Origin of the sequence: Cellulomonas sp. S1-8, from assembly GCF_026184235.1 — a bacterium.
GTDB lineage: Bacteria > Actinomycetota > Actinomycetes > Actinomycetales > Cellulomonadaceae > Cellulomonas.
The window spans coordinates 1,709,112-1,727,521 of sequence record NZ_CP110806.1 but is presented as its reverse complement, the minus strand read 5'-3'; the positions used below and the strand labels follow the sequence as shown (position 1 = coordinate 1,727,521).

20 protein-coding genes and 1 pseudogene are annotated in these 18,410 nt (G+C 75.1%); 6 read left to right on the top strand and 15 right to left on the bottom strand.

The window, feature by feature from the left end; translation table 11 throughout:
• Positions 1-6: 6 nt before the first annotated feature.
• The 7 genes and pseudogenes from OKX07_RS07735 to OKX07_RS20460 all read right to left on the bottom strand — a co-directional run.
• Positions 7-588, bottom strand: coding sequence for a hypothetical protein (locus OKX07_RS07735; protein ID WP_265631244.1), 582 nt, complete (start codon positions 586-588; stop codon positions 7-9).
• A gap of 92 nt (positions 589-680) precedes the next feature.
• On the bottom strand, positions 681-1,316 hold the full coding sequence (locus tag OKX07_RS07730; RefSeq protein WP_265631243.1) for a hypothetical protein: 636 nt from the start codon (positions 1,314-1,316) through the stop codon (positions 681-683).
• Positions 1,313-2,755 (bottom strand): hypothetical protein, encoded by a 1,443-nt coding sequence (locus OKX07_RS07725; protein WP_265631242.1) that lies wholly within the window; start codon positions 2,753-2,755, stop codon positions 1,313-1,315. The genes OKX07_RS07730 and OKX07_RS07725 overlap by 4 nt, the downstream gene beginning before the upstream one ends.
• On the bottom strand, positions 2,752-3,045 hold the full coding sequence (locus OKX07_RS07720; RefSeq protein WP_265631241.1) for a hypothetical protein: 294 nt from the start codon (positions 3,043-3,045) through the stop codon (positions 2,752-2,754). The genes OKX07_RS07725 and OKX07_RS07720 overlap by 4 nt, the downstream gene beginning before the upstream one ends.
• A gap of 2 nt (positions 3,046-3,047) precedes the next feature.
• On the bottom strand, positions 3,048-3,344 hold the full coding sequence (locus OKX07_RS07715) for a WXG100 family type VII secretion target (protein ID WP_265631240.1): 297 nt from the start codon (positions 3,342-3,344) through the stop codon (positions 3,048-3,050).
• Positions 3,345-3,472: 128 nt separating this feature from the next.
• Positions 3,473-5,350: an FtsK/SpoIIIE domain-containing protein gene (locus tag OKX07_RS07710; RefSeq protein ID WP_265631239.1), complete on the bottom strand. Its 1,878-nt coding sequence runs from the start codon at positions 5,348-5,350 to the stop codon at positions 3,473-3,475.
• Positions 5,351-7,094: 1,744 nt separating this feature from the next.
• A pseudogene (locus OKX07_RS20460) lies at positions 7,095-7,832 on the bottom strand (FHA domain-containing protein); the annotation flags it as partial.
• On the opposite strand from OKX07_RS20460, the gene OKX07_RS07705 reads away from it, so the two are divergent.
• From OKX07_RS07705 to OKX07_RS07695, 3 genes are all read left to right on the top strand, one after another.
• On the top strand, positions 7,831-8,625 hold the full coding sequence (locus OKX07_RS07705) for a class I SAM-dependent methyltransferase (RefSeq protein WP_265631238.1): 795 nt from the start codon (positions 7,831-7,833) through the stop codon (positions 8,623-8,625). The pseudogene OKX07_RS20460 and the gene OKX07_RS07705 overlap by 2 nt on opposite strands.
• A gap of 4 nt (positions 8,626-8,629) precedes the next feature.
• Positions 8,630-9,202 carry an HhH-GPD-type base excision DNA repair protein gene (locus OKX07_RS07700; protein ID WP_265631237.1) on the top strand — a complete coding sequence of 191 codons (573 nt, stop codon included), beginning with the start codon at positions 8,630-8,632 and terminating at the stop codon, positions 9,200-9,202.
• 105 nt (positions 9,203-9,307) lie between these two features.
• On the top strand, positions 9,308-10,558 hold the full coding sequence (locus tag OKX07_RS07695) for a DUF418 domain-containing protein (protein ID WP_265631236.1): 1,251 nt from the start codon (positions 9,308-9,310) through the stop codon (positions 10,556-10,558).
• Here OKX07_RS07695 and OKX07_RS07690 read toward each other — a convergent pair.
• The 8 genes from OKX07_RS07690 to OKX07_RS07655 all read right to left on the bottom strand — a co-directional run bounded on the left by OKX07_RS07690 (position 10,458) and on the right by OKX07_RS07655 (position 16,215).
• Complete coding sequence (locus OKX07_RS07690; protein ID WP_265631235.1) at positions 10,458-11,003, bottom strand: hypothetical protein; 546 nt, start codon at positions 11,001-11,003, stop codon at positions 10,458-10,460. The genes OKX07_RS07695 and OKX07_RS07690 overlap by 101 nt on opposite strands.
• Before the next feature lie 5 nt (positions 11,004-11,008).
• Positions 11,009-11,803: a coenzyme F420-0:L-glutamate ligase gene (gene cofE / locus OKX07_RS07685; RefSeq protein WP_265631234.1), complete on the bottom strand. Its 795-nt coding sequence runs from the start codon at positions 11,801-11,803 to the stop codon at positions 11,009-11,011.
• A complete protein-coding gene (locus OKX07_RS07680) occupies positions 11,800-12,636 on the bottom strand; it encodes an LLM class flavin-dependent oxidoreductase (protein ID WP_265631854.1) in 837 nt (278 codons plus the stop codon). The genes cofE and OKX07_RS07680 overlap by 4 nt, the downstream gene beginning before the upstream one ends.
• Before the next feature lie 104 nt (positions 12,637-12,740).
• The gene (locus OKX07_RS07675) at positions 12,741-13,355 is read right to left on the bottom strand and encodes a uridine kinase (RefSeq protein WP_265631233.1); all 615 of its coding nucleotides are present in this window, start codon (positions 13,353-13,355) and stop codon (positions 12,741-12,743) included.
• A 100-nt stretch (positions 13,356-13,455) separates the two neighbouring features.
• A complete protein-coding gene (locus OKX07_RS07670) occupies positions 13,456-14,469 on the bottom strand; it encodes an NAD(P)-dependent alcohol dehydrogenase (protein WP_265631232.1) in 1,014 nt (337 codons plus the stop codon).
• A 23-nt stretch (positions 14,470-14,492) separates the two neighbouring features.
• A complete protein-coding gene (locus OKX07_RS07665; RefSeq protein WP_265631231.1) occupies positions 14,493-14,720 on the bottom strand; it encodes a helix-turn-helix transcriptional regulator in 228 nt (75 codons plus the stop codon).
• Between the two features lies 1 nt (position 14,721).
• A complete protein-coding gene (locus tag OKX07_RS07660; protein ID WP_265631230.1) occupies positions 14,722-15,141 on the bottom strand; it encodes a hypothetical protein in 420 nt (139 codons plus the stop codon).
• Between the two features lie 96 nt (positions 15,142-15,237).
• Positions 15,238-16,215: an EamA family transporter gene (locus tag OKX07_RS07655; protein ID WP_265631229.1), complete on the bottom strand. Its 978-nt coding sequence runs from the start codon at positions 16,213-16,215 to the stop codon at positions 15,238-15,240.
• Positions 16,216-16,392: 177 nt separating this feature from the next.
• Between OKX07_RS07655 and OKX07_RS07650 the strand changes: the two genes are divergently transcribed.
• The 3 genes from OKX07_RS07650 (at position 16,393) to OKX07_RS07640 (ending at position 18,363) form a co-directional block, all read left to right on the top strand.
• Entirely contained in the window at positions 16,393-16,938 is a 546-nt protein-coding gene (locus OKX07_RS07650) for a CGNR zinc finger domain-containing protein (RefSeq protein ID WP_265631228.1), read from the top strand.
• Positions 16,939-17,017: 79 nt separating this feature from the next.
• Entirely contained in the window at positions 17,018-17,659 is a 642-nt protein-coding gene (locus tag OKX07_RS07645; RefSeq protein WP_265631227.1) for a DUF3105 domain-containing protein, read from the top strand.
• Positions 17,656-18,363, top strand: a complete 708-nt coding sequence (locus OKX07_RS07640) for a DUF305 domain-containing protein (protein ID WP_265631226.1) — start codon at positions 17,656-17,658, stop codon at positions 18,361-18,363. The genes OKX07_RS07645 and OKX07_RS07640 overlap by 4 nt, the downstream gene beginning before the upstream one ends.
• Positions 18,364-18,410: the final 47 nt, after the last annotated feature.

Below are 18,410 nucleotides of genomic sequence, written 5' to 3'. Positions count from 1 at the left end.
CCCCGCTCATCCTCTGCGCCGTCCACCCGGGATGTCGCCGAGTGTCAGATCCAGCGACTCCGCGATCATCCGACCCTGCCGGGCGACCTCCGTCACCAGGTCCAGGTGCACCGTGTTGAACACCAACGACGCCGCCTCCGCGGCACCCGGCGGGAACACGTTGAGGAACAGAAACCCCTGCACCTGCCGCTCCCCGAACCGCCGCAGCAGCACCTGCTCGATCGTCAACCGACCCGCCGGGACCTCCGACGTCTGCGCCGCGTACTCCACGATCCGCGTCGTCCACCCGAAGTCCTTGCGCAGACTGCGCGCCAGGTGCTGCTCCGGAGCGGACTCACCACCCGGCGCCTGGATCACGGTCAGGTCGAGGATCGCAGCGACCTCCCCGGTGGACCGAACGGGCACCCACACCGCATTCGCGGCGACGATGCCTCTCTTGCGCAACGAGTCTGAGTTCACCAGTTCGATCGAGCGCCGCGTCACCTCTCTCGCCGGCCCCTGGTCCGCGAGCTCCCTGGACAGGCCGCTCGCGACGGTTCCGACGCTCGGCGCAGGCACCCAACCACCCCAAGACTCGTCTGGGAGCACCCATTCAACGTGAACCAGTCGGACAAGCACGCGCCGAGGCGCGGACTTCCTCGCAGCTGCGTCGGACGCCCCACGCGCGCGGACGCCCCCGCTCACCGTGTCCGCCGTCCGCCGGGGATGTCGCCGAGCGTCAGCTCCAGTGACTCCGCGAACATGCGGCCCTGCCGGGCGATCTCGGTCACCAGGTCCAGGTGCACGGTGTTGAACACGAGGCAGGCCGCCTCATGCGCACCCGGCGGGAAGACGTGCAGGAAGAGGTACGCCTGTACCTGTCGCTCACCGAACCGCCGCAGCAGCACTTGTTCGATCGTCATGCGACCCGCCGGAACCTCTGACGTCTGCGCCGCGTACTCCACGATCCGCGTGGTCCACCCGAAGGCTCGACGCAGGTTGCGGGTCAGATGCCGCTCCGGTGCCGCCGCACCACCCGCCGCAGGCATGACCGTCAGGTCGAGAACGGCTGCGACCTCGCCCGTAGACCTGTCCGGGACCCAGATCGCGTTGTGCGCGACGATCCCCTGCTTGCGTAGGGAGTCCGCGTTGATCACCTCGATGGACCGGGCAGTGACCGCTCTCGCCGCACCCTCGTCCGCCAGTTGCTCGGCGATGGTCCTGGCCAAGGGCTCGATGGCACTCCCCGCTGTCCACCCCATCCATTGCGCGGGGCTCGTGAGCTCGAACTCGACAAGGAATGTCCCCGTCGCCCCCTCCGTCGGGTTCTGGTTCATCTCCTAACCTCCTTGACGTCGAGCGAGCACGAGTCGCGAAGCGCGTCCGCGGACGCGGCCGGAGCGAGCGCGCACGCGCTCTCCACGACCTGGACACCACCACTCAGGGCGACCCAGCCATGAGCGGTGCCACCCGCGCTGGTTGCCGTGAGTGCGCGTGCTGCTGCTTCGTTGCCGACTGCGGTGAAGGCGCCGGCGCCCTTGTGCTGAGTCCAGGTCGTCGCCACCTCGACGCCGTACTCCCTGAGTGGGTTGGCCACGGTGTCGACCGGACGCGACACATGTCCGCTCGCACTCGGCCGATACAGCCCCGGCGCTGCGACGAGGTCGACTCCGCCCCGCAGCTGGTTCCAGGTGTCACGCGCGATGACGCCAGGCCTCATGTGCTGCCAGAGCTCGGCGGACCTGAGCACGTCGGCATTGCGCAGGCCGCCGGCTACCTGGTCAAGACGACTCCTGGTCGCCGCGCCCACCGACGAGTGCGCCGCCGAGTGCGCTGCCACTCCGGCCGCGTCGTCCGCCATGTCCACCTGCCGCAGCGTCCGCCCGCCGCGTGCCGCCGCGACCGACAACCGGATCCCCTGCTGCGCGAACCGACCCACCCCGAACGTCACGACACCCAGCGCCGAGGCCCGCACGTCCTCGCCGCTGCCGTTGCCGCTGGCCAGGTCCACCGAGTCCCGGAACAGCAGCAGGACCCCGGCGATCGTGGCGGCCGCGGCCAGCACGCCGTTGACGCCCGGCATCCAGCACAGCAGCACCGCGGCGATCGCCAGCACGGTCGCGACCTCGTCGACGCCGTTCCACAGGTGCAGCCCGACCTCCTGGACGCCCCCGCCGAGGTCCTGCCACATGGTGTCGTGCAGGTCGTCGCGGTCCATCGCACCGCGGATCGCCGCGCACGCCGCACTGACGGCACCGTCGCGCTGCGCGACCGCGACGCGCAGGTCGGTGCGGGCCGCGTCGAGCTGCCCGTCGGCCGACCGCAGGTCCGTCCGCGCGTCGTCTGCCAGAGCGAGGTACCGGTCACGGACGGCCGGGTCGCTCGCACCGTCCGCCATGCGCGTCCACCAGGCGATGCTCGCCAGCGCCTCGTCCTGCGCGTGCAGGGCCGTCACCGCCGTGGTGTGCGCCGCCAGGGACAGCTCCTGTGCGTGCGCCAGCGCACCCGCGTACGTCAGCAACGCCTCACCCGTGGCCGCGTACCGGCCGTGCGCCCGCTCGATGGTGTCCGCCAGACGCGTGGCCTTCGCGTCCACCTCGTCCACGGCCGCAGAACCGCCGTCCATCTCCGAGGCGATCGCCCGCAGCTCGTCCGCCGCCGCCTCGATCTGCCGGGCCACGCCCCGGTACTCCTCACCGGCAGCTCGCACCCGCTCCGGGTCCCCCGCCACCGGGTCCATCACGGCCAGCGGGTACCAGTCCGACGGCCGGCTCACACCAGACCCCGCAGCTGCACCGCGAAAGCCGCGTCCAGGTCGGCGAACGTGTCGCCGATCCGTCCGCACGCCTCACCGAGGAAGCCGATGTCCTTGACCACACCGACGCGCACGTCGTCCCAGCCGAGCGCGAACTCCCCGACCACGTTCACCAGGTCCTGGTGCACCAAAGCCCCGGCCAGGTTCCGTGCGTGGACGTTCGCGGTCGAGAACGTGTGCGCCAGGTCGGCGAGCCGCGTCCCTGCGGCGGTCAGGCGGTCGGTGTCGACGGTGAGGCGCGCGGACGTCATGCTCAGCCGCGCAGGCCGGCCGCGAGCTGGGAGTCGGCGTCCTCGAGGGTCGCCGCCGCCGCGCGCAGGTACTCGCCCAGCGACGTCAGCGCAGAGACCGTGTCGGTCGCGCCCTGCGTGAACTGGCGGTACGACTCGCCGAACGCCACCGACGCCTGGTCGGTGACGAAGCCCGACGAGACGAGCTGCTCGATGAAGGCACGCAGCTCCCCCAGGCGGTTGGTGATCTCGTCCTGGCCCGCGGTGAGGCGCGTCGCCGCGTCCCGCATCTCCTGGTAGCTGACGTCGATGTTCGCCATCTGGCACTCCCCTGCTGATCGTGCGGTGGGGTCCGTCCCCGCCGTGGTGCCGCGCACCGGCGCCGACGCTAGCGAGTTTCGTCCGTGCTCGTCCGGGTTTGTCCACAGGCTCGGCGGCGCAGCCGGGCTCAGTCCGCGACGGGCAGCTGCACGCGCCGCAACCTGCCCTGCTCGACCAGCACGCCACGTCCCGGCGGGAACTCCGCGCGGCCCATGCGCGGGAAGGTCGTGCGGAACAGCGCGTCGCCGTCGAGGTGGTCGGGCTGCAGCACGAACCCGCGCCGTCCGTTGCGCACCTCCGCGACGAGCGGCCACGACGAGCCCCAGGTGCTCGTCTCGGACTCGGCGAGCACGAAGTGGTCGTTGCGTCGTGCGGTGCGCACGGCCTCGGTGAGCGCCTGCTCCGCCGGGCCGCCGAGCAGGTCCGCGAGCGCCTCGACGACGAGCACGACCGGCCCGTCATCCGACGGGGGCGCCGCGAGCGTCGGCAGCAGCTCACGCGCGAGGGCCGCGATCTCGTCGGGGGTCGACGCCGTGCCCGTCCACGCGACGCGCTCACGCACCGGGGACCGCCGCGCGCCGACGTAGTACAGGGAGGCACGGGGCAGCGCGCGCCGCAGCGCCGTGCCGAGCGCGACCAGGGCGGTCGTGCGGCCCGACCCGGGCATGCCGGCGAGCAGGAACGTGCCGCGCGGCTCGAACCCGCACGGCTCGAGCGTGTCGTCGGCGATCCCCAGCACCGGGAGCGAGGCGACCGTGGCCGGCAGGTTCGCCGCCGCCACGACCGTCGGCAGCCGTCGCACCGGGGGCGTCGCGCCCACCCCTGCGGCGCGCAAACGTGCGGCGAGGGCCGCGACCGCGACGGCCTGCTCCGCCGGCGCCGCGCGCCCGCCGGGCACGGCGACCTGCAGCTCGTCCCCCTCCCCGGCGAAGACACCGCGGCCCGGCGGCGAGTCGGGCCCGAGCACGTCCTTCGGCACGTCGAGCACGCCGTACGCGCTCTCGTCCGCCTGCCGCAGCACCAGACGGCGGGCCACGCTGCCGGCCAGGGACGTGGGCAGCGCGCCCGGCCGCTCCGCCGACATCGCGACGTGGATGCCGAGGGGCCGCCCCTCGGCGACCAGCCGCTGCAGCACGGACCACGCGCCGGTGCGGCCGGCGTCGGCCTCGTACGCCTCACGGAACGCCGCGAGGCCGTCGAGCAGGAGCAGGAGCCGCGGCTCGTCGGGCCGTCCGGCGAGCGTGCGGTAGTCGGTGAGCGACCCGGCGCGCACGGCGCCGAAGCGCGTCGCCCGGTCGTCGAGCGCGGTGCGCAGCGTGCGCATGAGGCGCTGCACGCGCTCGGTGTCGGCGCCGTCGACCACGGACCCGACGACCGGCAGCTCGTCGAGCATCGCGAGCCCGCCGGACCCCAGGTCGAGCCCGTACACCTGCACGGGACCGCCGACGCCGAGCGCGCCGAGGGCGGCGCTGACCGCGAGCGTGCGCAGCGTCGTCGACTTGCCGGCACCGCTCGTGCCGAGCACGACCAGCGACCCTTCGGCGTCGGGGTCCCACGTCCACGCGTGCTGCTCCTGGCGTGCGGGCCGGTCGACGACGCCCAGCACGACCCCGGGACGCACCGGGTCGGCGAGCTCCTCGATCGCCTGCAGGGCGCCGAGCTCGGGCAGCCACGGGCGTCGCGGGGGCGGGATCGCCTCGACGCGGGCGGCGGCCCGCACCGTGCGGACCGTGCGGGCGAGGTCCGTGGGCCCGTCGTCGTCCGGCGTCGTGTGGTCGACGGGCAGCGGGACGTCCCACGGCTCGCCGGGGCCGAACTCCAGGGACTCGAGCGCGACGCCGGCGCGCGGCGGCGTGCTGCTCGACCGCCCGCCGGCGTACCCGGCCTGGAACAGCGCGAGACGACCCGGGCCGGTGCGCACGGCCCCCCGGCCGGGGACGGCCGGGTCGAAACCCGCCGCGAGCGGTGTGCCGAGCACGTCGACGGAGTCCGCCTCGTCCGCCATGCGCAGCGCGACCCGCGTCGGGGTGCCGCGCAGCCGTGGGTGGCCGCAGGTCCAGCCCCGACGCCCGCGCTGCGCGACCGCCTCGACGCCGCGCGCCGACGTCCGCGGCGAGCCCGCGTCGCGCGATCGCTCGACGGCGGCGCCGCGGCCGCGGCGAGGTCGTCGTCGACCGGCGCTTGCGTGCAGGTGCGCCGGCGCTCGAGCGCGGCGACGAGGCGAGCGCCGAGGCGGCGGCGTGCGCCCGCCCGCGGCACCCGGTCGCGACGAACAGGACCGCCGGCTGCGCGGTCGCCGCGGACGCTCGGGCGCGTCCCGCCAGGCGTGCAGGCGTCCGCGGAGCCGGTCGTCCGCCTGCCCGACGACGGCGGTCCCGCCGCCGCGACGACGCACGCGGCCGCCGCGCCGAGGACGACCCGGTCTCGCGCCACCGCTCGACGACCGCGGTCGCGTCGTCCGCGACCTCGGGGCCGAGCAGGCTGAGCTGCGCGACGCTGCGCGGCAGGTCCGACTCGTCGACGACGGGCGTCCCGTCGTCCACGACGGCCGCGAGCCGGCGCGCGAGGTCCGTCGCGGCCGGCACGTCGAGACGCTCGCAGGTGACGGCGTCCCAGCGGCCGTCTCGCGTGCGGCCGACGCGCACGCCCGCGTCGTCGGCGGCGAGGAACGTGCGGCACGCGGCGGGGAGCGACTCGACGTGCGCGGCGCACCACAGCACGTGCACGCCGACGTCGGGGCCGTCCTCCGCGAGCCGCACGAGGCGTCCGCGCTCGGCCTGCGCGTCGTCCTCGACGACGAGCAGCACCGCCGGCTCGGCGTGCTCACCGTGCCGCCCGAGCGCGCGGCGCGCCGCGACGAGCTCCTCGAGCGCCGTGACGACCGCCGTGGACGTCACCGGGTCGGCCGCCAGGTGCGGGCCCTGCAGCGGGCTGTGCGGCGAGGCGACGTGCGGCAGCCACTTCAGCCAGTCCCAGCGGTCGCGGCTCGACGACGACGCGACGCCCGCCAGGACGAGCTCCGAGGGGGCGTGCAGGCACACGAGCTGCGCGACGAGGGCGCGCGCGACGTCGTCGACGTGCCCCCGCGGGCCGGCGACGCCGACCGCTCCGACGTCCCGCAGCCCGACCTCGACGGGAACACCGTCGACGTCGGAGAACCGGTCACGCAGACCCTCGACCAGCCCCCAGTGCTCGGCGCTCGCCCGCCCCCGGGGCGGGAGCCGCACCGTCGTGCGGGAGGCCGACGTGCCGACGCCCGTCCGCAGGACGAGGAACGCGGCGTCACCCGGGCGCCGCGACCACAGGACCGGTCCGAGGTCGCGTGCCCCGCGGGTCGCCTGCGCGGTCGAGGGCAGCTCCGCCAGCCGCACGCGCCTCTCCTCCTCGACGCCCGCGGCCAGGTCCTGCTCGAGCGCGTCGAGCGAGGCCCGGAACGTCGCCGTCTCCTCCCGCAGCCGGCGCCGCTCGGAGAACCGCTTGTCGACCCACCCGGCAACCAGCAGCAGCGGGCTCAGCGCGAGGAACACGAGCGTCGTCGGCCGAGGGAAGACCGCGTACAGCACGGCCCCCATGACGACCGGTGCGGCGAGCGCGACCAGCGGGAACCGTCCCGGTCGCGCCGGCTCGGGCGGCGCGGGTGCCTCGACCGTGCGCTCGGGGTGCACGGGCACGACACGTGGCGAGCGGTTGAACGCGACGACGGCCGCACCGTCTCCCGAGGCGTCGGCGGGCCGGACGCGCGTCAGCGTGAGGATCGTCTCGCCGAGCACGACGTAGTCCCGGGGTCCGACGGCCGCACGGTCGACGCGACCCCACCCGATCACGACACCGTTCGACGAGCCGGCGTCGACCACCTCGACGGTGTCCCCCACCACGATGCGCGCGTGCGTCGTCGAGACCATCGGGTCGGTGAGCCGCACGTCGCTGTGGGCACCCCGACCCACGGTGGTGGTGCCGCGCGGCAGGTGCACCTCGAGCCCCGCCTGCGGTCCGCTGACGACCGTGAGCCGCGCGTGCGCGTCCTGCGGTGCGACGCCCCCGCCGGCCGTGTCGTCGTCGTCGGCGGGCGTCAGCCCCACGGTCGAGCCCGCGCGCAGACCTGCCTCGGCCAGACCCGCACGGCGGGGCAGGGTGCGCGGGGCGCCCCCGTCGGGCGGCGCGATCGCGAGCGTCACGGGTCCGGTCACGACGCGTCCGGCGACCTGCTCGGCCCGGACGAGGGCGTCCGCGACGTCCGCGACGCTCGCGCCGGCGTCGGCGGTCACCACGACGTCCACGTCGATGTCCCGGTCCCGCACGGGTCGGCGGTACGTCAGTCGGGTCCGCACGTCGCTCCCCCCGCTCGTCGGCCTGTCCGTGTGCTCGCGGTCACACCCGCCGGACGGGCCGAGGGTAGCGACTTCGGGCGCGTCCGCGTCCGGTTCGTCCACAGGTGCCCGGTTCGTGGCGTCGCGCCCACCTGCCGTGGTGCGCGACGATGGCCGCATGACGCTGTGGCACGCGGGCGACGCCACCGCCGACCGGGCGGCCTGGGACCGAGCGGCGGCGAGCTACGCCGCGGTGGTGGGCAGCACCGACGACTCGTTCTGGCGCCGGTTCGAGCCGTTCCTCGCCCGGTGGCTGCCGGCGGGCAGCCCCAGCGTGCTGGACCTCGGCTGCGGGCACGGGTGGCTCGCCGCGCTGTGCGCCGCGCGCGGCGCGCAGGTCGTCGGCGTGGACGGCAGCGAGGAGCTCGTCGCCCGGGCACGGGCCGACCACCCCACCCTGCGCTTCGAGGTGGGCGACCTCACCGGTGGTCTCCCGCGCGAGGTGGCCGGGCCCTTCGACGTGGTCGTGAGCCACATGGTGCTGATGGACCTCCCGGTCCTCGACCGCCTGCTGGCCGACGTCGCGGCGAGCCTGACCGACGACGGGGTGCTCGTCGCGAGCGTCCTGCACCCGGCGTTCTTCCGCCAGCAGCCGGTGTACGACGACGAGCGGCACCGCCGCGTGACCGGGTACCTCGAGCACGAGCAGTGGTGGATCGACTCGTTCGGCGGGCACCGCCACTACCACCGACCCCTCGCCTGGTACGTCCAGCGCCTGCGCGACGCCGGGCTGGCCGTCGTCGACCTGGACGAGCCGCCGTCGCTCCCCCACCACCGCGCTCCGGAGCACGACTGGACCGACGACGAGCGCTGGTTCGCCTCCATCCCCACGATGCTCTCGTTCGCCGCACGCCGGCTGGGCGAGGGCCCACCACGAAGGACTGCCCCCGTGGCGGGCCGTGCGTCAGGATGAGGCCATGACCGACAGGCTGTGGATGACGGGCGACGACGCCGCGGACCGACTGCTCGACGACGACCCGTTCGCGCTGCTCGTCGGCATGCTGCTCGACCAGCAGGTACCCATGGAGACCGCGTTCGCGGGTCCCGCGAAGATCGCCGACCGCATGGGCGGCTGGGACGCGCAGCGCATCGCGGACGCCGACCCCGAGGAGTTCGCGGCGCTGTGCGCGACGCCGCCGGCGGTGCACCGCTACCCCGGGTCGATGGCCGGACGCATCCAGGCCGTCGCGCGCGCGGTCGTCGACGAGCACGACGGCGACGTGACCCGCATCTGGACCGACGGTGACCCTGACGGCGCGACGGTGCTGCGCCGGCTCAAGGCGCTCCCCGGCTTCGGTGACCAGAAGGCCCGGATCTTCCTCGCCCTGCTCGGCAAGCAGCGCGGCGTCGAGCCGGCGGGGTGGCGGGAGGCGGCGGGGGCCTACGGCGACGACGAGTTCCGGTCCATCGCCGACGTCCGCGACGCCGAGTCGCTCGGCAAGGTGCGCGCGACCAAGAAGGCGGCCAAGGCCGCGGCGAAGGCGCGCTGAGCCAGGTCCCGACCTCTCGGCCCGCGGCGGGTCCACCGGACGGCCACCCGGGAACCATCCGCGCGACCGAGGCGACGTCCGGCCGCCGCGCGCGACGATGACGGCATGACCACGCAGAACACGCCGCCACGGCCTACGCCGCCGCACGCCCGGCCGGTGCAGCAGATCCCCCACCCGTCCGTGCGCGTCGACCCGGTCCCGACGGCCCAGCGCGCCGTCGCGCCCGACGTCGCGCGTGGCCTGGCGCTGCTCGGCATCGCGATCGCCAACTCCGTGATCCACCTCGCCGGTGGTGCGGTCGGCCTGGGACTGCGGCCCGTCGACTCGTCGGCGGTCGACCGTGCCGTCGACCTCGTCGTCTCCCTGTTCGTCGACCGCCGCACGATGCCGATGTTCGCGCTGCTCTACGGGTACGGCATCGGGGTCGTCGTCCGCCGTCGCGCCGCCGCGTGGGTGCCGTGGCCGGCGTGCCGCGCCGACCTGCTGCGGCGCGCGGCCGTGCTGGTCGCGTTCGGTGCCGCGCACGTGCTCCTGCTGTTCGAGGGCGACATCCTGGGCGCCTACGGGCTGGCCGGCCTGCTGGCGGTGGCGTTCGTGCGCGCGTCGGACCGCACCCTGCTGGTCACCGCGGCGCTGGTGCTGCCCGTCACCGGGCTCATCGGCGGCGCGATGGGCGGCGGGATCGTGCTGAAGGAGATGTTCGGGGGCGCGGAGTTCGTGCTCCCCGCCGAGGAGTCGCCGCTGCTGGCCGTGGCCACCCGCGCGATGAGCGGCCTGGTCGGTGCGCCCCTCGGGGCGGTCGTCGCCGTGCCGCTCGTGCTCCTGGGCCTGTGGGCCGCCCGTCGCGAGATCCTCGAGCGCCCCGCGGACCACGTCCGGCTGCTCCGCCGCACGACCCTGGTGGGCCTGGCCGTCAGCGTGCTGGGCGCGGTGCCCTTCGCCACCGCCGTCGCGCGGCTGCGGGACCCGTCGGCGCTCGACGCGTTCGGGTCGGCGATGCTCCACGAGATGACCGGGGTCGTGGGCGGCGTCGCGTTCGCCGCACTGGTCGGCTGGGTCGTCGCCGCACGGGGCACGACGCTCACGACCCTGGGCCCGGTGGGCCGGGCGCTGCGAGCCGTCGGCACCCGGTCCCTGACGTGCTACCTGCTGCAGTCCGTGCTCTTCGTGCTCCCGCTGGCCGCGTGGGCCGGTGGCCTCGGGACGCACCTGGGCTCGGCACAGGTCGTGGCCTGGGCCGTCGGCGTGTGGCTGGTCACGGTGGCGGTCGCGGTGTCGCTGGAGGCGGCGGGACGTCGCGGTCCGGCGGAGTGGCTGTACCGGCGCCTGGTGTACGGGCACCCGACGACGGTCTGAGCGGTCCGTCGAGGACACCGAGCAGCCACCCCGGCCCGGCGACCGGGGCACCGTCCAGCCGTGCGCGCAGGCCCCGGTCCGCGGTGACGACGAGGGCGTGCGCCCCGGCCGCGCGCGCCCGGACGACCACCTCCGCGTCGCCGTCGTGCGGCGCGAGGTGGACGACGAGGCCGGGCGCACCGGGATCGGTGGCGTCTCGCGCCTTCCCCTCGAGGACGACGTCGACGCGCAGGACCCGCACGCCGGCGCCGTCCGGCGCCGTCAGGGTCGCGCCGACGAGCGCGGGCAGCCGGCCCAGCAGCCGCGTCGCCGCCCCGGCGCGGTCACGCCACCAACCGTCGGGGCGCGAGCCGACGACATTCGCGGCGTCGACCACCAGCACGACGTCCCGCGGCGACCCGAGCGCACCACCCGACGCGGACGCACCACCCGGCCCGGACGTCACCACCCCTACCGCCCCGGACGCTCCAGCGCGTCCTTCCACCCCTGCGCGTACGCCTCGGCGGACCCCTGGTGGAACATGTCGTCCGGCCCGGTGCGCACCAGCAGACGCGCCCCCGGGCCGTCGTCGTCGGTGACGACGTGGCCCACGCCGCGCACCACGGCGACGGGACGCCCCGACGCCTTGCCCTTGACGAGCTCCGCGGCCGAGGCGACCTCGTCGGCGACGGCGGCGACGGTCATCGTCAGCGGCCGGCCGAACGTGTCGAGCTGACCCCGCAGGTCGTCGAGCACCTCGACGCCTGCCGCGCCGATGGCCAGGTCGGTGACGCCCTGCCGCCACGGCCGGCCGGCGGTGTCGGTGACCAGGACCCCCAGCCGCACGCCGAACGCGGCCACCAGCCCGGCCCGCAGCGCGCGCGCCGACGCGTCCGGGTCGACGGGCAGCAGCAGGACCGTGCCCTCGGGCGTGTTCGACGCGTCCACCCCGGCGGCGGCCATGACCAGGCCCAGGTGGTTCTCGACGATCCGCGTGACGCCGCCGGCGTGCTCGCGCGTCGCCACGACCCGCACGGTCTCGTCCGTGATCGCGCGCTCGCGGTCGTCGGCGTCGATCACCCGACCCTCGGCCTTGGACACGACCTTGCTCGTGACGACGACGAGGTCACCGTCGACGAGCGCGTGGCCCGGGTCGTGGGCGGCGTCCGCGTGCAGCGCCGCGACGAGCAGCGCGACGAGGTCGTCGCCGGGGACGACCTCGCGGATGCCGTCGGGCGCCCAGACCCGCAGCTCCCCCACGCTCACCGCGCGAGGTGGGGCAGCACGTCGCGGCCGAAGACCTCGATCCACTCGCGCTGGTTGCGGCCGACGTTGTGCAGGTAGATGCGGTCGAACCCGAGGTCGACGTACTTCTGGATCTCGGCGCGGTGCACGTCGGGGTCCGACGAGATCACCATGCGTCCCTCGAAGTCCTCGGGCCGGACGAGCTTGGCCATCTGCTCGAAGTCGAACGGCGAGCGGATGTCGGCCTTGGGGAACTTCATGCCGCCGTTGGGCCACTCGTGCATCGCGTTCGCGAGTGCCACCTCGTCGGTCTCGGCCCACGACAGGTGCAGCTGCAGCACCTTGGGCATCGTGTCGGGGTCCTTGCCGGCCTCGCGCGCGCCCTCGGCGAACTTGCCGAACAGCCCGGTGATCTTCTCCAGCGGCGCGCCGACCGTGATGATGCCGTCGGCGAGCGACGCCGAGAACAGCTTCTTGATGATGTCGATGGCCTCGAACATGCGGTTGATGCGCTCGGGCGCCTCGGGCCAGTAGCCGGCCACGACGTGCTCGTTCAGCGCCTCGCCGGAGCCCAGGCCCAGCCAGTGCCTCCCCGGGTACATCGCGGCGAGCGTCGCGGACGCCTGCGCGACCATCGCGGGGTGCCAGCGGAACGTCGGCGCGGTGACCCCGGGGCCGAGGTCGCCCGTCGTGTTCTCGCCGACCGCCGCCAGCACGTTCCACACGAACGAGGACTGCCCCTGCGCGGGCACCCACGGCGCGAAGTGGTCCGCGGCCATGACCCCGGAGAACCCGTGCTGCTCGGCGTACGCCGAGAGCTCCACCGCCTCGCGCGGGTGGAACTGCTCCAGCATCGCTGCGTACCCGACCGTCAGACCTGCCACGTGGTGCGCCCTCCCGGCTGCTCGTCCCCCTGCTCGTCGAGCGTAGCCCCGTCCGCCGACAGGTGCCGGTGCGCTCAGCGTTCGACGAGGGCCGGGTGCCGCGGGTCGTCGACGCGCACGACCACGTCGGCGACGTCCTGCGGTGCGACCTCGGCGTCGTAGCGCGCGAACGCGGGCCGCTGCCAGGCGTGCGCGTCGCCGAGCCGCCGCGCGAGGGTCGTCGGGCGCACCGCCAGGTGCACCGTCAGGTCCGCCGCGAGCCCGCGCCCCAGGAGCAGCTCGCCGTCGACGACCAGCACCGCGCCGTCGGGTGCCCGGGTCCGGGGCGCGCGGGTCGCCCGGTCGCGGGTCGCGTCCCACAGCGCGGGCAGGTGCGTGCCGTCGACCGCGAACGGGTCGAGCACCTCACGCGCGAGCGCGCCGGTGTCGAGCCGGTCCTCGAGGTAGGCGTCGGGGTCCTCGCGCCCGTGCTCGTAGCGCACCGACGCCGGGCGCAGGAAGTCGTCGGCGCGCACGCGCACGACGGCACGTCCCGCGGCTCGCAGCGGCTCGACGAGCGCGTCGGCGAGCGCGGCGGCTCCCAGCGGGTGGGCGCCGTCGACGAGCACACGCCGGCGCCCCGGCTCGGCGCGCACGAGGTCGGCCACGTGCGCGACGAGCGCGGCGGGGGTCGTCGGACGCACGAGCACCCGCCCACCCCATCACGGATCCTGCGGATCACGCCGTGGTGGCCGACGGGCGCAGGGCGCGGGGTCCAGGGCGCAGCGTCCACCCCCGCGCCCTGCTGCGTCACGGGTGCAGCAGCACCGATCCCGCCTTGCTCCCGGTGTCGACGTACGCGTGGGCGGCGGCGGCCCCGCCGAGCGGGTAGGTCCGGTCGACGACGGCCCGCACCTGCCCGTCGCGCAGCAGACCCACGAGCACCTCCATGTCGGCACGCTGGTCGGGCACCGGCCGTAGCCCGGTGAACCCGACGGCCGCGGTGCGGCCGCGTTCCCACCTGCGGGTCGCGGTCCGCACCAGCGTGCCGATCGTCGGGACCGTCGTGAGGTAGCTGCCGTGGGCGTCGAGCAGGTGGCGGCACGCGCGCGGCGAGCTGGTCCCGACCGCGTCGAGCACGACGTCGTAGGTCCCGGTGAGCCGCTCGAGCGGAGTGCGGGAGCGGTCGACGACGTCGGCCGCGCCGAGGCCCGCGACGAGGTCGGCGTGCGCGGGTCCGCAGACCGCGGTCACCGTGGCACCCAGGTGCGCGCCGAGCTGGACCGCGGAGGCGCCGACGGCCCCGGCGGCGCCGTTGACGAGCAGCCGCAGGCCGGGCCGCGCACGTGCGTAGTCGCGGACGAACGGCAGCGCGGTGAGCCCGCCCTCGACGACGGCTACCGCGTCGTCGTCCGTCACGTCGTCGGGCAGGAGCACGACGTGTCCGGCGGGGACGCGGACCTGCTCGGCGTAGCCGCCCATGGCCATCCCGGTCTGGACGACCACGCGGTCGCCGACGCGCCACGGGGCGGCGTCGGCACCGACGGCCGTGACGACGCCCGCAAGGGTGCCGCCGAGCACCCGGTGGCGGGGACGCAGCAGCCCGGACGCGAGCCGTGCGAACGCCGGGTCGGCGGCCCGGAACGCGGTCTCCGCCCGGCTCACGGCGACGGCGTGCACGGCGACGACGACGTCCTGCGTCCCGGGCTCCGGGACGGGCACGCGCGCCGCGTGCAGGACGTCGGGCGGGCCGTAGCGGTCGCACACGACGGCGGTCATGGTGGCGGTCGGACGGGACGTGGTGGTGCGGCTGGTGGTGCGCACGGCGGCCTCCTGGCGGCGGGTGGTCAGTTCTCGTCGTCGGGGTAGTCGAACACCTCGTCGAGCGGGACCCCGAGCACCCGCGCGATCTGGAAGGCGGTCTCGAGGGACGGCGAGTACCGGCCCTGCTCGATCGCGATGACGGTCTGCCGGGTCACGCCGAGGCGTGCCGCGAGATCGGCCTGCGTCATGTCGTCGCGGGCGGCGCGCAGCAGGCGGATGCGGTTGGTGACGCGGGTCGGTCGGCCACCCACGTCAGAAGCCCCGCCGGTAGACGACGACCTTGACGACGCTGGCGACGAGCGCTCCGAGCACGTACGCGAGGTACATGGCGTTGGCGATCCAGAAGTGGTCGACCTCGGCCAGCGTGAGACCGAGCGGCAGGACCATCGCGATGGCCAGGACGGCGCCGCCCACGTACTCGCCGCGCCGGTCGATCTCGCGGTCGCGCACGTCGGCCCGCTGGGTGTCGCTCGGACGCACGATCTCGACCAGGACGCGGACGACCACGTTGAGCAGGACGGAGATCCCGATGGTCCACAGCAGCACGGGCACGTACCGGACCTCGGTCAGCGGCCCCCCGTCGCTGCGCTGCAGCACGACGGCCACGTACCCGGCCCAGACCGCGAGCGAGACGAGCCCGTAGACCCACGCGCCCTTCTCCTCGTACGTCATGCCCACTCCCTGGTGATGTCAACAATGTTTGACATCCCTAGCGTGGCGCGATCGACGCCCGATGTCAAGAATTCTTGACACCTCGCCCGAGTCGGGTCAGACGGGCTCGGGCGCCCGCTCGGCGCGGACCTCGACGGCCGGCGGCGGCGTCGCACCGCGCTCGACGTCACGGTCGGACCCGGAGCGCACGAGCGCGACGCCCGCGACCACGAGGAGGGCGCCGACCCCCTGCACCACCAGCGGCTGCTCCCCCAGCAGCACCCACGCCAGCGCGACGGCCAGCAGCACCTCGGACAGCGCGAGGAACGACGCGAGCCGCTCCCCCAGCAGCCGCACGGACACCGCCGAGATCCCGTAGGCGAAGGCGGTCGGCACGGCCCCGACGATCAGCAGCGGCACCATCCAGTGCACCTGCGCGCCCAGCAGGTCCACGCGCACGTCAGGGGCCTCGATCGGCAGCGCGCCGACGAGCGCGAGCAGCGCGACGACGGCGGCGCCGACGGTCATGGCAGCCCCGGCCAGGCTGACCGGCGGCAGTGCGATAGGTCGCGCCGTGAACGCGAAGTAGGCGGCGTTGCCGATCGCGGCGGCCCCCGCGAAGAGCAGGCCGACGGGGTCGAGGCGCACGCTGCCGGTCACGTCCAGCACCAGCACGAGGCCGCCCATGGCGAGCGACGCGCCGACGAGGGTCGCCCGCGCGGGCACGCGGCCGGTGCGCGCCCAGGCCCACAGCAGCAGCAGGAGCGGCCCGGTGTACTCGACCAGCAGCGCGACCGCGACGGGCAGCCGCTCGACCGCGAAGAAGTACATGGTGGACGCGCCGGCGACGCCCAGCAGGCCGAGCCCGACCACGGTCGACCAGTCGGACCGCAGCGCGGCCCAGCGTCCGCGCAGCGCCCACAGCGCGGGCCCGGCGAGCAGCACCGCGCCGATGGTCAGCCGTACGAGGATGGCGGCGCCCGGGCTCCAGCCCGCGGCGAGCAGCGGCTTGACGACCGGCCCGCTCGTCGCGAACGCGAGCGCGGCGATCAGCCCCGCGGCGATGCCGACCCCACGCGTCCCGGTGCCCTGCATGTCGTCTCCCGCACGTCGGCCCGCACCCCCGTCGCGTGCGGCGATCGGGACGGTGGCGGGAGCTGGGGCGTCGGCGAGGGGCCGACGCACGGGAGCGACCGTCCCGGCCTCCCGGGTGTCAGCAGTCAACTGCTCCTATGCTCATGACGCTAGCTCCCGGCCCTGACAGGAGTCAAGATGGTTTTCGCTCGTGACACCGAGATGAACCTGCAGGCCGCCTCCGAGCTGGTCAACACCGCGCGCCGCCGCGACGGGCGCGACGCCATGAGCACGGTCGACGAGCTCGACGACTACTTCACGCGCTGGGGCTACACCGGCCGGCACGACCGCGACGACGACGAGGTCGCGCAGGTGCGCGCGGCGCGCGACCGGATCGCGCTGCTCTGGGACGTCGACCGCGACGAGGCCGCGGACCTCGTCAACGCGATGCTGCGCGAGTCGGACGCCGTGCCGTTCCTCGTCCGCCACGACGCCGTCGACTGGCACCTGCACGCGACGGCACCCGGCGCCGCCCTCGCCACCGTGATCGTCGTCGAGACCGCGATGGGCGTCGTCGACGTCGTGCGGTCCGACGAGTACGCGCGCATGAAGGTCTGCGAGGGCGACGGGTGCCGGGCCGTCCTGGTCGACCTCTCGCGCAACCGGTCCCGCCGCTTCTGCGACGTGAACCACTGCGGCAACCGCGCGCACGTCGCCGCGTACCGCGCGCGCCAGGCCGGCTGACCGGGCCGCCTGGGTTGACGGTTCAACCTCGCGTACGCTGACCTCCCCACCGGACGCCCCCGAACGGAGACCCCCGGCGATGAGCACGACCTCGAAGCGCGACGACGAGCGCGCGGCCCGGCTCGCCCGGATCCGCGCGGAGCAGAGCCGCACCACACGGCGCCGCACGTGGCTGGTCGGCGGCATCGTCGGTGTCCTCGTCCTGGCGCTGATCTCCGCGACGGCGTTCGTGCTCGTCGGGGAGGCGCGCCGCGCCTCCCAGCTCGAGGCGCAGGCCGCAGCCGAGATCGAGGGCGTCGAGACCTTCGGGGAGATGTCGTTCGACCACGTCGAGACCCAGGTCGACTACCCGCAGACCCCGCCCGTCGGCGGCGAGCACAACGCGGCGTGGCAGAACTGCGGCATCTACACCGACCCCGTCGTGAACGAGCACGCCGTGCACTCGCTCGAGCACGGCGCCGTGTGGATCACGCACGACCCGGAGCTGCCGGCCGACGAGGTCGCCGCGCTGCACGCGCTCGCCGAGGGCGAGTCGTACGTCCTGGTCTCGCCGTTCCCGGGCCTGCCCTCCCCCGTCGTCGCCACCGCCTGGGGCTTCCAGCTGCAGACCGACTCCGCGGACGACGACCGGCTGCCCGTGTTCGTGCGCAAGTACCTGCTGAACCCCGAGCTGCCCGAGGCCGGCGCGCTGTGCAGCAACGGGGTCGGCACACCGGCGTGAGCGACGAGCCCGCGACCCCACCGGTCACGAGCAGCGCCCCCCGGTCCGCCTTCAGCGAGGCGTTCGCCGGGATCACCGGCACGGCCCGGGCGGTCGTCGCCGTGCTCGTCCTGCTCGCGGCGCTCGTCGGTCTCGCGGTCGGCGCGACGCTGGTGGCCCGGCCGGACGCGGCCACCCCGACGGACGACTCGGTCGACGCCGGGTTCGCCCGCGACATGCAGGCGCACCACGCCCAGGCGGTCGAGCTGTCGATCCTGGTCCGTGACCGGTCGGACGACGACACGCTGCGCGCGATCGCCCTCGACGTCCTGACGATCCAGCAGCAGCAGATCGGCCAGATGGCCGCGTGGCTGCGGCTGTGGGGCCTGCCGGCCGCCGCGCCCGACGGCCCCATGGCGTGGATGGCCGACGACGCGGACCACGGACACGCGTCCGGCGGCGCGCTCGCCGACATGCCGGGGTGGGTCTCGACACAGGACATGAACCGGCTGCGTGCCGCCGACGGCGTCGAGGCCGAGCGGCTGTTCCTCACCCTGATGATCGACCACCACGCGGGCGGGGTGCAGATGGCGCGGCACGCCGTCGACCACGCGCACCACCCCGAGGTCGTGCGGTTCGCGCAGGGCGTCGTCGACTCCCAGACGCGCGAGCAGGTCGTGCTGCAGGACCTGCTCGACGCGCGCGGCGGGGCGCTGCCGGACTGACCCCGACGTGCGCGGACGACCGCCACGATCTGGGAGGATGGGTCCTC

Excerpts from the sequence above, each read along its gene's own strand:
- OKX07_RS07655 (WP_265631229.1), bottom strand. The coding sequence starts at position 16,215 with ATGCAGGGCACCGGGACGCGTGGGGTCGGCATCGCCGCGGGGCTGATC.
- OKX07_RS07680 (WP_265631854.1), bottom strand. The coding sequence starts at position 12,636 with ATGCTGGAGCAGTTCCACCCGCGCGAGGCGGTGGAGCTCTCGGCGTAC.
- OKX07_RS07660 (WP_265631230.1), bottom strand. The coding sequence starts at position 15,141 with ATGACGTACGAGGAGAAGGGCGCGTGGGTCTACGGGCTCGTCTCGCTC.
- OKX07_RS07710 (WP_265631239.1), bottom strand. The coding sequence starts at position 5,350 with ATGGCGGACGAGGCGGACTCCGTCGACGTGCTCGGCACACCGCTCGCG.
- OKX07_RS07645 (WP_265631227.1), top strand. The coding sequence starts at position 17,018 with ATGAGCACGACCTCGAAGCGCGACGACGAGCGCGCGGCCCGGCTCGCC.
- OKX07_RS07705 (WP_265631238.1), top strand. The coding sequence starts at position 7,831 with ATGACGCTGTGGCACGCGGGCGACGCCACCGCCGACCGGGCGGCCTGG.
- OKX07_RS07730 (WP_265631243.1), bottom strand. The coding sequence starts at position 1,316 with ATGAACCAGAACCCGACGGAGGGGGCGACGGGGACATTCCTTGTCGAG.
- OKX07_RS07715 (WP_265631240.1), bottom strand. The coding sequence starts at position 3,344 with ATGGCGAACATCGACGTCAGCTACCAGGAGATGCGGGACGCGGCGACG.
- OKX07_RS07700 (WP_265631237.1), top strand. The coding sequence starts at position 8,630 with ATGACCGACAGGCTGTGGATGACGGGCGACGACGCCGCGGACCGACTG.
- OKX07_RS07650 (WP_265631228.1), top strand. The coding sequence starts at position 16,393 with ATGGTTTTCGCTCGTGACACCGAGATGAACCTGCAGGCCGCCTCCGAG.
- OKX07_RS07720 (WP_265631241.1), bottom strand. The coding sequence starts at position 3,045 with ATGACGTCCGCGCGCCTCACCGTCGACACCGACCGCCTGACCGCCGCA.
- OKX07_RS07695 (WP_265631236.1), top strand. The coding sequence starts at position 9,308 with ATGACCACGCAGAACACGCCGCCACGGCCTACGCCGCCGCACGCCCGG.